This is a genomic window from Pseudomonas sp. MD330_10 (genome assembly GCF_042610415.1).
Classification (GTDB): domain Bacteria; phylum Pseudomonadota; class Gammaproteobacteria; order Pseudomonadales; family Pseudomonadaceae; genus Aquipseudomonas; species Aquipseudomonas rhodesiae.
Window position 1 is genome coordinate 348632 of the sequence record NZ_JBHGZU010000003.1, and the last position, 13776, is coordinate 362407.

The window sequence follows — 13776 nt, forward strand, 5'->3', positions numbered from 1 at the left end:
CGCAAACGTCAAACCTGGCTCGCACTGCCGGCCAGCGGAATAGAAGAGGTAGGCCATGGCTGTGACCCAGGAAGAACGAACGGCTAAGCTTGCCGAGAAGCGGCAGGAACTGGGCGAGCAGGAACTGCGGCACACAGTCCCGTACGGAACCAGGCAGATGCTCGACGAGTTGATGCGCTGGCATGAGATCGAGGAAGTCAGTGAGGCAGTGCAGCTACTGGTGCTGAATGGCCGGGACGAGGATCTTCCTCCGGCGCCACCGAAAGTAAAAGGATCGTCTGACATCATCCGTCACTACTTCCGCCAAGGGATGCGTGACCGGTTGGCAGCACTCACCGAGGAAATGGGCGAAACGAAGGACCGATCCACTATCAGGCGGTTGATCGCACATGCACACTCGATGGGCGCCGAGAAGTCCGCCACTTACTTCGAAATTAAGCGCCACGGATTCGAGATATCAGAAAACGTGGCGCGCAAATTACGGCAAGCAGGTTTCGCCGAATCGCTTAAAATGAACGCCTGGGATGACGCCAAGTAATTTCTTGCATTAAAAAATTTGAGCAAAATGCAGCTAACAGTGTCAGCTACACAAAGCTAGTCTCGCAAATATCGACAATCATAAAATTTTAGAATCGGTTTTTTGGGTAGTAAGATTTAGTTCCCGCACGCTTTTTCAGAAGTTTTGCTTGAACCTTGAAATGCTTTTCAAGAACTTCAATGTCTGACCATTCTATCTCACGATTAGCAGACACAATAAACGCGATCTTTGCACTTTCGCTATTTACAGATCTTACACTGGTCACCCCTGGCATTAAAGCCAAGAACTCCTTAATCAAGACATTGTCAACGCCTGAATCCTCTATGTTAACCAAGAAGTCCAATTGCGCGTCATTCAATATCGGTAATGAGGGCGGCGTAGGCACGACGCCACGGAGCTTAATCTCGCCAATGAATGACTCAATATAGTCCAGCTTCCTAATCAAAAACGCTTGGGCATCATCGGGTTCAACCGATTCTCTCAGGACTCTACTTTGAGTTACCCTGTATACTGGATTATCTGGCTCGCCTCCTATTAATGCTGCGTCTATAGCAGCCTCAAGACGAGGACTCAAATCAACAGCACCGTACATATCATTTTGAAAAAATACGGTACGTTCGTCAGAAATATCAAATGGGAGTCGCGTGCCATTTTCCGCTAAAACAACGATAGGTAGCCCCACGCAGTGCCTTACCGCAAGTTCATACATGACATTGGGATTAAGTTCACTTAGATTTGCAATCACCAAATCGTCATAAATTATATGTTCGATCACCTGGCGAGTAATTGATCCGGGGCTTGCAATTTCATGAGCGACAAATGTCTCAAACCCCATTTTCTCTAAAACAGGCTTCATAACTGCATTTATCAGTCCATCGGCAGCTCTTCTGGTTGGCGACGCATCTGAGCCAATCGGGGTGACAATGAAGCACTTTTTAGTCACCCCCTCCTCGAGCCCAATAACAGCCTCTTTTACCACCCTGCCTGTACCTTGCTTCGCCATTCCCTGCTCCTCTCTCTCGCTGCCTGCGCACATAAAAGCGAAATATAGACAAATTGCCACCACTCGTCACGTGGTGGCGCCTGACTGGAGATAATCCATGAGCAACTACATGTACAAGACCACCGCGCCTGCCGTGGTTGCTGCGGTGAAGGCCTGGGACACCAAGCGAGCCGCCTGGAACGCGCAGCGCGCCAAGCTGGGCCAGGTTTTCGGCGGCGAGACTTCGCCAATGCGCTCCGGCAGCCGCAGCTACGTTGGCGGCGTGAAGCTCAGCTCAAGCCGTGATCTGGATGTGCACTGGTGCCGTCCGGCACCAGTACGGTTACCGAGCGCTACGCTCAAGCGCCAAGCCTGCGAAAGGGACGCCGAAGGAAGCACGCGCCGCCCTGGTCGCCGAGCATGAGCGCCTTTCGGCCCTGTGGAAAGAGCATTGCCCGGCCAGCATCGACATGGACGAAGCTTGGGAGGCGATCGGCTTGAACCCAGGCGCCCTGTGGATGTGCGGTGGTGTGTTCTTCGAGCTTGATGGCGTCGTGTACCTGAATCTCGGCATCCGCCTTGAGGATGGAAACGAGAAAATCGAGGGCGCCGCCGAGATCCTCGGCAGCGAATTTGAAGCGGCACGCCAGACAGTGCTTGGTCAGCGCAAAGCGGCCTGACCTGCCTTCACCTATTGCGCTGAACCTCGCAACGCAGCATCCCTTGATGCCGAGACTGATTTGTAAAGCGCCCAAATGTTGCAAAGAAGCCGCTTCAATCCTTCTTCGGAAATGTTGCCGGATCGAAGCTGCTTTGCGAAACCTTCGATCTGGCCGAAGTTAGATGCCTCAAGGTGCTCTGGAAAGTCCTTAGCCTTGAGCGGCCCAAGCTCACGTATCGCGCTCTCAGCCCTATCGCGCTCCGTTCCTGTGTGTGTAATGAAGGCCTCAACGGCGTTTTGCAGCAAGTAATGCTTCTCGTGAAGACCGTTCATAACTCTGCCTTTTTTTGAAATTTCTAGCCGATCACAAATACCCCATATCAACGAATCACGCCAGCCGGCGAGGATCCCCTATGCCTACTCACAACATCGTCAGCATGAGCGGCGGTAAAGACAGCACGGCTACGCTGCTGGTCGCCCGCGAGCTGGAGGTGCCGAACCTGAGTGCCGTTGTTGCGGACACCGGGCATGAGCATCCAGAGACGTACGACTACATCCACTACCTGGCTGAAGCCACGGGTGTTCCCATTCGCTGGGTGAAGGCAGACTTCTCCAGGCAGATCGCCGGAAAGCGCAAATTCATCGAGACCAAGTGGCGCGAAAAGGGTGTGGCGGAATCGGTGGTGCTGGGTGCTCTGGAAGTTCTGCACCCAACTGGAAACCCGTTTCTGGACCTGTGCCTATGGAAAGGTCGATTCCCCAGCACCAAAGCCCGCTTCTGCACCGACGAGCTCAAGCGCAATCCGATCATCGAGCAGGTATATCTGCCGCTCATGGACGGCGAGAACATGCTGTTGTCCTGGCAAGGCGTTCGGGCCGATGAATCGCCGGCCCGCAGGTACCTTGCAGAGTGCAATGAGGTTGGAGGCGGCCTGTTCAACTACCGGCCAATCTTGAAGTGGACAGTTGATTCGGTATTTGAGGCTCACCGGGCAGCCGGTATCAAGCCGAACCCGCTGTACTTGCAAGGCTGCAATCGCGTTGGCTGTATGCCATGCATCATGTGCGCGAAAGACGAGCTCCGGCAGATCGCGGCCAGGTGGCCAGAGGAGGTTGACAGGGTTCGTGAGTGGGAGCGACTGGTGAGCATAGCCAGCAAGCGCGGTGCCGCCACGTTCTTCGCCACCGTCACCGACCCCACCGTCCGGTCAGATGACAAGGTGAGCGCAGTCACGCACGGAATTGACAGGATCGTCGATTGGAGCAACACCGCGCGCGGCGGCCGCCAGTTCGACATGGTAGACCTGATCGCTCGAAACGACAGCCAGAACAGATGCTCTTCCGCTTACGGTCTTTGTGAATGATTGAATTTATTCGCGGAACTAGTTTTCAATTTCCCCTTCGCCTCCACTTCTAATTGAACTCTGACTGCCAACTTCTGAAATGAGGCCGATTTTTTAAGGTCTGAAGAAACAAACATGATCTGCGTTTTATGAATTTCAAATGGAGCTCGGGTCGCAGAGCTTATTGATCGACCAACATACATGGTGAATTTGAAGCCAAGCAGACTGAAGGTGTGAAGTCGATCCGCGCCGCTTCTCCCTGAAAGAGGAAACGTCATAACGGCCGTAGTATCTGAGTCGGAATTCACATTGACGAACAACAACACGTTATCCAGCGTTTCTCTACCTAACAAAAACTTCCTGAACTTCGATTCATAATGTTCTCCGAGCGCACGTTTGTAAGGATCCTCCTCATAGCCCCAGTCCCAGACCTGCGCCCTCCAAAAGATACTCATTGCAAAGTAGAAAATCGAGCTCACAACGCCTGCATCCAGCAAGCGACCGTCGTACATGTCGAATCTCTCACCCTTGGAGATTGTGGCCTTTGAATTTAACAAGTCCAGTAATGGGAATCCTGACGCAGTAGCCCAAAGCTGCCCCATCATCCTTTCCCCTTTTTTCGAGAAAAGATCCTCACAATCGCTGCAGAGCAGTGGGCGCTTAATTTGTTTATCTGTTTGGATTGCACTTTTCCTTCGAAGGGAAATCAGCACGGGCGGTCCATTACCCGTTTCTTCTGTTCCTCGAACATGCTGATAAGCCGCTGCTGGCATAAAGTGGCTGTCGATAAGCGTTCCTTTCTCTTCTTTGCAAAGTGCGCACACCATAACGACCATCTCCAAATCAACTCGACCGAATACACCGACTAGATGCCACCATGCTTACAGAAGGCCTATAGGTCTGCGCCAGCAATCAACCGGGCCCCGACCTAACGCCCGGCAACCTGCGCCAGGCCACGGCCAACATAGGTTCGGTCACCGGCAACAACCGGAACCACCACCTCACCACTACGCTTTACCTCGACGTTGATACGCCAGGTCTCCCGGCCCTCATCGGCCTTGTCGCACTCCGTGTAGTTCCAAACCTGAAAGCCGTCGATTTCATCGTAAATATCGTGCTTGGTCATGGGCCTTCCCACTTCAGAGAAGGCCCATCGTATCACCTCGGTTCATCGGTCCCCGTCTTTGTCACCTCCGTCTTGGTCGAGTTCATCGATGAGCCGCAGGATGGTTAAGACCAGCCCCAGAAGGCGCTTCAATCGTCGCATATGCAAAAACCTCAATGGATGAAAGAGGTAATGCGCACCAGCAACTTATAAATGCCCCCACTCCACCGCCCGGGCATGGCCCGGCAAGGAATACCGTATGACTACTGAATTCAAGCTGGTGCCGGCTGATCTACTGGAAAGCCTTTTGGATGATCCAGCGCTAGTGGTTCGCATGTCTTCGGACAAGATTGTAGCGATCAAGGAAGCGCTATATTCACCTGCGCAACCGCAATCCATCTTCGACGAGGCTAAGGAGCGGCAGCTGTTTGAAGACTCAATGATCGAAGCTTCGGAAGAAGCTGGATTCGGAGAGCCTGATCTGTATCGCGACTCTGCTGGGTGCTATCGCCAGGAATATCATCAGGCGGCATGGGGCGGCTGGCTCGCCTGCGCTCAGTCCCGCGCCAAAGCTAGGGAGGTGGGTCATGAGTGAAGTGAAAGAGCATTCGGTAATTTATCTTGCTCCCGCATGCCATGAAGAACACATGCAGCGAGAGTGGTGCGAAGACGATGTATGGCATGCGTGCGAAGAGTGCGGAAGTGGAGATGCATCGGTTCGCTACAACCTTGGCACCGACTTCGACCGTGTCACTGCCGAGCGCGACCAACTCCAGCGCCAACTCGACCAAAAAGAGCAGCAGCGCGAATCAGAGCTTCGCAACGGTCAGGCAGGGGATAGGCTGGTGGGTGAGCTGCAACAGCGCCTGACCGCAGCGGATGAGCGGAATGACGCGGCAATAGACCTGCTTCGACGAGCCCGTGCAGTCATTGAGGATGGCGGCTGGGCGGATCTTGAAAGGGATATCGCCAAGTTCCTCAAGCCATGAAAGCCCAACTCCCCGCCTACTGCTGGTGCCTGCTGGCAGTGGCACAACTGATTTGCTGAGGTATTTATGAGTCACGTAATTGAGGTAACGCAAAATCCTGACGGTTCATGGACTGCTCGCGGCGGCTCAAGCATCACTGTCGTTACCGTGACATGCCTTACGCGCCAGCGAGCGGCCGTATGTCTCAGCGCTGCATTGACAGCCATCACTCAGGTGCAAAAGCCATGACCACCAGCCAAACGATTGACGGTGTGCCGCGTGAGCTTATCGAGTGGCTTGTAACGCCTGGGAATGTGATGGACCTTGGCGGAAGGCGTGAAGAGCTGCGCGCCCTGCTGGATGCGCCTGCTATTCAGTGGCTCGCGATGGAAGTGAACGGCAAACCCTGGGGTATCAAGGAGGGGCCGAACGCAGACAAGTGGCGAGCCATGGGCTACGAGCTATTGCCGGTCGAGCCAGCCGCCCTGCCCCAGGGCGAGCCGGTGGAGTACCAGTCACGCACACGACCGCTCTGGCGTGCAGAAGATGGTGAGCGCGCTTGGTTCCCGTGGGAGAAGTGTTCGGCAGAATCGTTCGCAAACTACCAGAAAAATCCACTCATAAACGAATGGCAGTATGAGGTTCGCGCGCTCTACGCCGACCAGCCCGCGCCGGTAGCGGTGGTGCCCGATGGCTACTGCATCATGCCTCGCCAGCTTACCGCCGAGAATGGTGCCAAAGCCCTGTTACTTGGCGAGTTCAAGTTGCTGGTTACCAAAGAATGCCCTGAATGCTGCGAGCTTGAAGAGCCAACCGAAGGCTGCTCAATCTGCGACGGTGAAGGTGAGTACGGGCAGAAACACACCATCCCGTGGGATCAGATCAAGTACATCTACAGCAAGGCCGTATCTGGCCTCGCCGTGAAGACTCAGTTAGCCACATCCCGATAGGAGTACATCCGTACTCCAGCCGAAAACCTGTAACCCCTCCCCCTTTAAAGTCAGCCGCTATAGCGGCGAAGGAGCTGCCGTGACGAACTACTAGTTACTACTTGATTTATCATCTTCATGAAATTTTAGTTCTCCATTAAACTGCTTTTGAAGGAGCAACTTATTAACCTTCTGATCTTCGATTAACTCTTCAGGAGATGCTTGAGCATTAAAAGCAAGACGCTCATTCGAAACATGAAACTCCAACATAAACTCAGAGATATCGCTGACCAGCTCAATTCTAGCCTTACCGCGCAACCCCGGTCCTTCGAGTTCAAAAAACGACCTATAACCGCGAACTATTTTTTCCATCTTCATTGCCTGTCCATAATCTAGATATGGCTCAAGCATTCCTGCAGCGGAGTCGAGGCCGACCCAAGCAGCCTCAAAATCTTTTAAAGTAGCACCCTCGATTAACGCAACTCTGTTCATTACGCGCAACGCAGAAAAAAACGGTACGGACTTCTCCTTATTAGTTTGTGCAAGCGCTAACGAATTCTGTGACCTTGCAGTTTCTTTAACTGCGGTTACTGCGAAATATCCTGATATTCCAGCACCTACCAACCCCCCAAAAACCGCCGCCAAGCCAGCTATTATTGAAACACGCACCCCTTCTGAGACCGCCATTCCTTCAAACCTCAATAAATTCCTAAACATATCTTACAAGTTAAGAAGCGTTAGGCCTCTCGTTTTTTATCAACCCATCAAGCCTGCCGGTGAACGACGGGCGAGGAATTCGCATGTCTGAGAAAACTGTAAAAGCCATCATGGAACAAGCCCAAGTATTCGCCAGCAGCTGGTCGATGGTTGGCGGGCCATTCGCCGCCGACGACCAGCTCGAGCGCGCCGAAGTTGAAAAAATGGAGCTGGAGAAACTCGTCAAAGGCGCGCTGGAGGGCTCAGTAGGCGCCCCGCAGGATGTCGGCGAGATGATCGAAGCGCTGCTTGCCTGGCATAAACGGCAGACCGATCAGCTGCAGATCATTATCGACAATTCCAAGGAAGGCACGACCCTTTCCCTTGGCGCCGATGATCCAGTCGACATCATGCTGACAAAAGATATGGCTAAGGGCTTGCGCATCGGGATCGTCCTGGCAATGGATCGCCTTGGCAAACTGCCCATCAGCGTCAGCCATGGCGATGATGAAGATCCTGACTCCGACGACGAATAACCCTAACCCACCTTCTGCCGCCCAGCGCGGCAAGGACACCCCATGTTCGCAATAAAACTCACCCTGATCCTGCTGGGCGCTTTGCTGTACCTGGTCGCCAGCGGCTGCTGGATCTTCTGGATTGGCCCTGACTTGGTTTTCACCGGCACCACCGAGGCACTGCTTTATGCGTTCGGCGGCACTTGCGCGTGGATGCTGACCAGCTTCGGCCTGATCATTCACATCATCAAGACAGCGCGGCCCACTACGGGCGCACGGAGCGATCCATGAGCGGAGTTCAATTCCTATCGCATGAAGAGGTTTGCGAGCTGACCGGCGCTCGGACAAAGGCTGGGCAGATCCTGAACCTCAAAAGAAACGGCATCCGGCACACCATCAAAATGAACGGTTGGCCGAGCGTGACAGCCATGGCAGTTACTGCCGTCGGCATATCCGAGCCAGAGAAACTCGTATGGAAACCACGCAAGGCAAGCTGAAATGGGAAGAAGACCAAGTAAACCGGGCTCCATAGCGCGGCTAAGAGAGCGCAAGAAGGCCAGCGGCCGGGTTTTTTACTATTACGACACCGGCGGAAAGGACCGCAAGGAAATACCCCTGGGCAGTGACTACGGCTTGGCCATCATGGCGTACGCAAAACTGGAGCGTGATCGCACTTCAACCGAACTGGTCACCAGGGTGATCACCTTTCGGTACGTCGCAGAAAAGTACCTGGTTGAAGTTGTGCCCACCAAGGGCGCAGCGACTCAGCTCGACAACCAGCGCGAACTGAAAAACTTAATGGCGTTCTTCGATGATCCGCCCGCACCACTTGAGAGGATCGAGCCCCTTCATGTTCGCCAGTATCTGACCTGGCGAAAGTCAGCGCCGGTAAGAGCCAATCGAGAAAAAGCCCTGCTCAGCGCGATATGGAACTACGCCAGGGACAAGGGCTATACATCACTTGCGAACCCTTGCGCCGGAATCAAAGGCAACAAGGAGACTGGGCGGGACACCTATGTTGAGGACGAACTGTTCAAGCGAGTTCACGACAAGGCTGACGCGGGGTTGCGTGATGCAATGGACCTCGCCTACTTGACTGGTCAAAGAGTCACGGACACACGGTTGATGGACGAAAGAGACGTAAGGGATGGGCAGATCTGGGTCCTTCAGGGGAAAACCAAGGCAAAACGTCGAATCGAGGTCACCGGCGAACTGAAGGTTTTGATTGATCGAATAATGTCCCGAAAGTCAGGGCACAAAGTCCGCTCGACGCGGCTGATCGTTGCAGAGGATGGCACACCGATGACGGTGGCAATGTTGCGTAGGAGATTTGATATAGCGAGGGAAGCTGCCGGTGTGGCTAAGCCTGAGTTTCAAATGCGGGATCTGCGCGCCAAAGCCGGTACGGACAAGGCCGAATCCAGTGGCGATATCATGCAGGCCAAGGATCAACTTGGGCATACCACCGTAGTCATGACTGAGCAGTACATCCGCAACCGGAAAGGCAAGAAAGTCTCACCAACGAAGTGAATTGCGGACCAGTTATATTATTGCGGACCGGAAACAAACAAGGGCTTGCATCAGCTTTCGCCCGCAAACCCTTGATTCTAGATGGTGCCCGAAGCCGGAATCGAACCGGCACGCCCTTACGAGCGGGGGATTTTAAGTCCCATGCGTCTACCAGTTTCGCCATTCGGGCGGTAGCGCGGTGCAGCAGGGTTCGGAATATATAGACCCGAGCGCGTCGATGCAAGGTCGAGTGGCGGCTTTATGAAACAAACCCCGAATGAAAAAACCTGACAGATCAGTGATCTACACCCTCCCCCAGGCACGTCCACAGCGGTAGTTCAATCTGCGTTTGCGTTGTTCTTGATATATATCAAGCAGGCCCTGGTCATTCACTCACACATTAGAGCCAGCAGTCGCGCCATCGCCCTCGATGGCTGCAGAAACGTTGGTTTTTGTGGAGGCTTCCATGGCTACGCACCTGCAAGACACTCAACCCATCGCGCCGACGACTGCCCCACAACCGCTTGCGGGGGCTTTGCAAAAGGTCGAGCCAAAGCGCTTATCCCTGAGCCTGTTGATCGCTCTGGTGGTCGGGTCAATGATCGGCAGCGGCATATTCAGCTTGCCGCAGAACATGGCCGCCAGTGCCGGGGCCGCGGCGATTCTGATTGGTTGGCTGATTACTGGCATCGGCATGCTGTCATTGGCGCTGGTCTACCAGACGTTATCCAACCGCCAACCGGCGCTGGACAATGGCGTGTTCGCCTACGCCCGCGCACTGGGCGGTGAATACCTGAGCTTCAATTCCGCGTGGGGCTACTGGATCAGTGCCTGGATCGGTAACGTTAGTTATCTGGTGATTCTGTTCGCTGCGCTGAGCTACTTCTTCCCGTTGTTCGGCGAAGGCAATAATAAAGCGGCGATCCTTGGCGCCTCGGTAGTGCTGTGGGCCTTGCATTGGATGATCCTGGGCGGCATGCGCACCGCCGCGCGGGCCAATGCGCTGACAACGGTGGCCAAGATTGTGCCGTTGCTGCTGTTTATCGGCCTGGTGATCGCCGCCTTTCAGCGCGAGACATTCAGTGTCGATTTCTGGGGCGCGCCAGCGCTGGGCAGTACCCTCGACCAAGTCAAGAGCACCATGCTGGTCACGGTGTGGGTGTTTATTGGCATTGAGGGGGCCAACGTGTTCTCTGCCCGCGCGGCGGAGCGAGCGAATGTCGGTCGCGCCACGGTCTTGGGGTTTCTGATCACTCTGGTTCTGTTGATTGCCGTGTCGCTGCTGTCGCTGGGCGTTCTGAAGCAGCCTGAGTTGGCGACCCTGAAAAACCCATCGATGGCCGGTGTGCTTGAGGCTGCGGCTGGGCCCTGGGGCGCGGTGCTGATCAGTGTCGGTTTGATTATTTCGGTGGGTGGCGCCCTGCTCGCCTGGACGCTGCTGGCAGCGGAATCGATCTTCACCCCAGCCAAGGAAAAGGTCATGCCGGGTGCGCTGGCGGTGGAAAACAACCAAGGCGTGCCAGCCCATGCGTTGTGGATCACCAACGGTTGCATCCAGCTGTTCCTGCTACTGACGCTCTACTCAAGCGCGAGTTACCTGGCGCTGATTTCCCTGGCCACCTCGATGATCCTGCTGCCGTATCTGTTCAGTGGTCTGTATGCCCTGAAGATGGCCTGGCAAGGCCAGACCTATGCCGGGCACCGCGCCCTGCAACTGCGCGACATGGCCATCGCGGCCGTGGCCACGCTGTATTGCCTGTGGCTGCTGTACGCGGCCGGGCCCAAGTACATGTTGCTCAGCGCGTTGCTGTACGCCCCGGGTTCGTTGATCTACCTGGGCACTATGAAAGCGCGCCAAGGCCAACCGCTCAACGGCCCCGAAACCGGGCTGCTGATCATCATCTGGGCGGCCGCTGCGTATGCGGGCTGGATGCTGTGGTCCGGAGCGCTGAGCTTATAGCCGCTTGTGTTCTGTCTTGGTAAGCCGTGGGCAGGTTGCCCGCCGCTTACCGTTCATTCGAAGAGGAGTACCGCAATGAGCAATTCCGCGAAGAAAATGCCGGTAACTACCGAAAAGAAAGGCACCCAGCATCCGTTGTCCGCCGACCTTTGGCGCCCGCTGGAGAAACTGCGCCAGCAGGTGGACCACTTGTTCGACGACTTCAACCGTAGCCCCATGCCGTCCCCCTTTGGGCGCGGGCTGTTCGATGTCGAACCGTTCTGGCGCCGCGAGCTGATCGGTCACGGCACGCCTGCCGTGGATATCACCGAGAAAGACAAAAGCTACGAAATCACCGCCGAACTGCCCGGCATGGATCAGAAGGACATCGAGATCAAACTGTCCAACGGCAGCCTGATCATCCGGGGTGAAAAGCAGGCGGTCAAGGAAGAAAAAACCCAAGGCTACCACCTCAGCGAACGTCACTACGGCGCCTTCGAACGGGCGTTCAACCTGCCCAAAGGGATCGACGCCGACAAGATCGACGCACGCTTCAGCAAAGGCGTGCTGAGCATTTCGTTGCCGAAAAAAGCCGAAGCCATGAAGGCCGATAAAGTGGTGCCGATCAAAAACAACTGAGGTTTAGCCACGGTGCCCCTTGCCGATCTCTCGCCAAGGGGCTTTTTTTTTGCACGGTTACAGGCTCGATCAGCGGCACCGTGACGGCGGTTGGACCAACAGCAGGTTGCACGGCGTACGGTTAAGCACGCGTTCGGCGGTGGAGCCCAGCACACCGTCGGTGCCGAGCGCCGCCGCGCCCAGTACCAGTGTGTCGAAAGCATTGCAACGGGCGAACCGAGTGATCTCCTGGTGCGGCACACCGTTGAGGTCATGTTGACGCTCACGCTCGATGCCGTAACGCTCGGTCAGCCCTTCCAGCGCTTCGTGCTGGGCGTCCCGCACGGCTTTTTTGAAGTGCGTGTCCAGGCTACGGGTCGGTACGCTCATGGGACTGTCGCCCAGAACGGTCCAACCGCTGACATTGCACAGGTGCAACGCAGCACCACATGGCGCCGCCACGGCCTGGGCCAATTCGAGGATGCGTTCGTTCAGGCCCCAGGTCATGTCTTCGAGATGGGACAGGTCGACACTCGCCAGCACCTTCATAGGTTTAGGTGGCGTGGCCTGGGTGACCAGATACAACGGCGCCGAACCCCTGCGCAGCAGCCAGCTATCCAACGGGCGATGAAACGCACGGTCCAGTGCGGGCACATACAGGCAGTCGGTAAGTACCAGATCGGCTTGGAAGCAGTTCACATATTCAACGACCCGCGCCGCATCTGCGGCGCTGCCCACGTCATGCTTGAACGCGTCAACACCCTCCAACCTCAGGATCTGCAACGTGGCATGGGTGGCATGGGCCAGCGAATGGGCGCGTAAAAAGGCAGGTGTGTGGGCCGTGTCGGTCGATGCAAGCAACAGAACTCGACTAAGCGTGAGCATCCCATACTCCGGCAAACCAAGACCTGAGCAGTGCGTGTGGTGGGCTCGCTCTGCCGTTGAACAGGTGTATCCGGCAAAGCGCCAACCTCAGTATCGAGTGCTCGTTCGCGCAGGTGCTGATTTTTATCAAGTAAACCCACCGAACTGACTGGACGGGTGCATAGGAGTTAACCCAGCCACTCGAGCGAATTCGCCGATAGCTTCTCCTCAATCCATTCGGCCGGACTTCTTTTCCGCTCGTCGGTTTATCTCAGGAATGACAGCAATAGGCTGGCAAGGCATGACGCAGTACCTAGACTTGATCGGTGATCATTGGGGAGGCACGCCACTTGCCGGATACTCAGCCCATCAGCGTTCAGCACCTCAAGTCAGCCTGCTCCCAATGCAGCGTCGTTGAGCTGTGCCTGCCGATCAGCCTCTCCAGCCAGGAAGTCGATCGCCTGGACGAGCTCATCGTGCAACGCTTCAGAGTCAAAAAAGGCACGGCCTTGTACCGCGCCGGCGACCCCTTGCGCTCGCTTTACGCGATCCGCATCGGCTCATTCAAGACCAGTATTGTTTCAGTGGACGGCCGTGAGCAGGTTACCGGTTTCCAGATCCCTGGAGAGATGCTGGGCCTGGACGCCATCAGCGCCGACGAACACGCATGCAGTGCCGTCGCCCTCGAAGACAGCGAAGTCTGCCCCATGCACTTCGCGCAGTTGGAAAAGCTCGCACAAACCCTGCCCTCCCTGCAGCACAACCTCAATCGGTTGTTGAGCCGGGAAATCGTGCGCGACCACAGCATGCTCATGCTGTTGGGCAACATGAATGCCGACGAAGGTCTGGCCGCTTTTTTGCTGAACTTGTCGCAACGCCTGAGTGCGCGCGGTTATTCCGGCACACGCTTCGTGTTGAAGATGCGCCGCGAGGAGATCGGCTCCTACCTGGGTCTGCGCCTGGAAACCGTGTGCCGCAGCATCGCCCACCTGCGCGACTTGCGGCTCGTCACGATCAACAGCCGCAATGTCGAGGTCCACGATCTGTGCGGGCTCACGCAGCTCGTTGCCGGTTGTCATCGTCCACCGACGTTCTGAACCCACCTGCGC

18 protein-coding genes, 1 tRNA gene and 1 pseudogene are annotated in these 13776 nt (G+C 55.7%); 13 read left to right on the plus strand and 7 right to left on the minus strand.

Going from position 1 to position 13776, the window contains the following annotated elements; all coding sequences use genetic code 11:
- The first annotated feature begins 55 nt into the window (after positions 1 to 55).
- The gene (locus ACFZPT_RS07120) at positions 56 to 538 is read left to right on the plus strand and encodes a hypothetical protein (protein ID WP_379555004.1); all 483 of its coding nucleotides are present in this window, start codon (positions 56 to 58) and stop codon (positions 536 to 538) included.
- Positions 539 to 626: 88 nt separating this feature from the next.
- Here ACFZPT_RS07120 and ACFZPT_RS07125 read toward each other — a convergent pair whose 3' ends face one another.
- A complete protein-coding gene (locus tag ACFZPT_RS07125; protein ID WP_379555003.1) occupies positions 627 to 1541 on the minus strand; it encodes a hypothetical protein in 915 nt (304 codons plus the stop codon).
- Between the two features lie 97 nt (positions 1542 to 1638).
- Between ACFZPT_RS07125 and ACFZPT_RS07130 the strand changes: the two are divergent.
- A pseudogene (locus ACFZPT_RS07130) lies at positions 1639 to 2200 on the plus strand (hypothetical protein).
- An 11-nt stretch (positions 2201 to 2211) separates the two neighbouring features.
- Here ACFZPT_RS07130 and ACFZPT_RS07135 read toward each other — a convergent pair.
- Positions 2212 to 2514, minus strand: coding sequence for a hypothetical protein (locus ACFZPT_RS07135; protein WP_253491452.1), 303 nt, complete (start codon positions 2512 to 2514; stop codon positions 2212 to 2214).
- Between the two features lie 80 nt (positions 2515 to 2594).
- Between ACFZPT_RS07135 and ACFZPT_RS07140 the strand changes: the two genes are divergently transcribed.
- A complete protein-coding gene (locus ACFZPT_RS07140; protein WP_379555002.1) occupies positions 2595 to 3545 on the plus strand; it encodes a phosphoadenosine phosphosulfate reductase family protein in 951 nt (316 codons plus the stop codon).
- Here ACFZPT_RS07140 and ACFZPT_RS07145 read toward each other — a convergent pair.
- Both ACFZPT_RS07145 and ACFZPT_RS07150 read right to left on the minus strand, forming a co-directional pair.
- Positions 3527 to 4366, minus strand: coding sequence for a hypothetical protein (locus ACFZPT_RS07145; RefSeq protein WP_379555001.1), 840 nt, complete (start codon positions 4364 to 4366; stop codon positions 3527 to 3529). The genes ACFZPT_RS07140 and ACFZPT_RS07145 overlap by 19 nt on opposite strands.
- A gap of 86 nt (positions 4367 to 4452) precedes the next feature.
- On the minus strand, positions 4453 to 4650 hold the full coding sequence (locus ACFZPT_RS07150; RefSeq protein ID WP_379555000.1) for a hypothetical protein: 198 nt from the start codon (positions 4648 to 4650) through the stop codon (positions 4453 to 4455).
- Positions 4651 to 4888: 238 nt separating this feature from the next.
- On the opposite strand from ACFZPT_RS07150, the gene ACFZPT_RS07155 reads away from it, so the two are divergent.
- The 3 genes from ACFZPT_RS07155 (at position 4889) to ACFZPT_RS07165 (ending at position 6547) form a co-directional block, all read left to right on the plus strand.
- Positions 4889 to 5224 (plus strand): hypothetical protein, encoded by a 336-nt coding sequence (locus ACFZPT_RS07155; RefSeq protein ID WP_379554999.1) that lies wholly within the window; start codon positions 4889 to 4891, stop codon positions 5222 to 5224.
- On the plus strand, positions 5217 to 5618 hold the full coding sequence (locus ACFZPT_RS07160) for a hypothetical protein (RefSeq protein WP_379554998.1): 402 nt from the start codon (positions 5217 to 5219) through the stop codon (positions 5616 to 5618). Before ACFZPT_RS07155 ends, ACFZPT_RS07160 begins: the two co-directional genes overlap by 8 nt.
- Positions 5619 to 5842: 224 nt before the next feature.
- The gene (locus ACFZPT_RS07165) at positions 5843 to 6547 is read left to right on the plus strand and encodes a hypothetical protein (RefSeq protein ID WP_379554997.1); all 705 of its coding nucleotides are present in this window, start codon (positions 5843 to 5845) and stop codon (positions 6545 to 6547) included.
- 90 nt (positions 6548 to 6637) lie between these two features.
- Here the strand turns inward: ACFZPT_RS07165 and ACFZPT_RS07170 are convergent, their stop codons facing one another.
- Entirely contained in the window at positions 6638 to 7213 is a 576-nt protein-coding gene (locus tag ACFZPT_RS07170; RefSeq protein WP_379554996.1) for a hypothetical protein, read from the minus strand.
- Positions 7214 to 7326: 113 nt separating this feature from the next.
- On the opposite strand from ACFZPT_RS07170, the gene ACFZPT_RS07175 reads away from it, so the two are divergent.
- The 4 genes from ACFZPT_RS07175 to xerC are packed head-to-tail and all read left to right on the plus strand — an operon-like array spanning position 7327 to position 9267.
- Positions 7327 to 7758 (plus strand): hypothetical protein, encoded by a 432-nt coding sequence (locus ACFZPT_RS07175; RefSeq protein WP_379554995.1) that lies wholly within the window; start codon positions 7327 to 7329, stop codon positions 7756 to 7758.
- 42 nt (positions 7759 to 7800) lie between these two features.
- On the plus strand, positions 7801 to 8028 hold the full coding sequence (locus ACFZPT_RS07180; RefSeq protein WP_285421710.1) for a hypothetical protein: 228 nt from the start codon (positions 7801 to 7803) through the stop codon (positions 8026 to 8028).
- On the plus strand, positions 8025 to 8234 hold the full coding sequence (locus tag ACFZPT_RS07185; RefSeq protein WP_181079718.1) for a DUF4224 domain-containing protein: 210 nt from the start codon (positions 8025 to 8027) through the stop codon (positions 8232 to 8234). Before ACFZPT_RS07180 ends, ACFZPT_RS07185 begins: the two co-directional genes overlap by 4 nt.
- 1 nt (position 8235) lies before the next feature.
- Positions 8236 to 9267, plus strand: a complete 1032-nt coding sequence (gene xerC, locus ACFZPT_RS07190) for a tyrosine recombinase XerC (protein ID WP_379554994.1) — start codon at positions 8236 to 8238, stop codon at positions 9265 to 9267.
- An 82-nt stretch (positions 9268 to 9349) separates the two neighbouring features.
- Here xerC and ACFZPT_RS07195 read toward each other — a convergent pair.
- Positions 9350 to 9436: transfer RNA gene (locus ACFZPT_RS07195), tRNA-Leu, on the minus strand.
- Positions 9437 to 9712: 276 nt separating this feature from the next.
- Here ACFZPT_RS07195 and ACFZPT_RS07200 point away from each other — a divergent pair.
- Together ACFZPT_RS07200 and ACFZPT_RS07205 are read left to right on the plus strand one after the other, a co-directional pair.
- Positions 9713 to 11206, plus strand: coding sequence for a basic amino acid/polyamine antiporter (locus ACFZPT_RS07200; RefSeq protein WP_379554993.1), 1494 nt, complete (start codon positions 9713 to 9715; stop codon positions 11204 to 11206).
- Positions 11207 to 11281: 75 nt separating this feature from the next.
- Positions 11282 to 11824 (plus strand): Hsp20/alpha crystallin family protein, encoded by a 543-nt coding sequence (locus ACFZPT_RS07205; RefSeq protein WP_034097617.1) that lies wholly within the window; start codon positions 11282 to 11284, stop codon positions 11822 to 11824.
- Positions 11825 to 11893: 69 nt separating this feature from the next.
- On the opposite strand, the gene ACFZPT_RS07210 is transcribed toward ACFZPT_RS07205, so the two are convergent.
- Positions 11894 to 12688: a universal stress protein gene (locus ACFZPT_RS07210; RefSeq protein WP_034113569.1), complete on the minus strand. Its 795-nt coding sequence runs from the start codon at positions 12686 to 12688 to the stop codon at positions 11894 to 11896.
- A 329-nt stretch (positions 12689 to 13017) separates the two neighbouring features.
- On the opposite strand from ACFZPT_RS07210, the gene fnr reads away from it, so the two are divergent.
- Positions 13018 to 13764: a fumarate/nitrate reduction transcriptional regulator Fnr gene (gene fnr / locus ACFZPT_RS07215; RefSeq protein WP_379554992.1), complete on the plus strand. Its 747-nt coding sequence runs from the start codon at positions 13018 to 13020 to the stop codon at positions 13762 to 13764.
- The last annotated feature ends 12 nt before the right edge of the window (positions 13765 to 13776 follow it).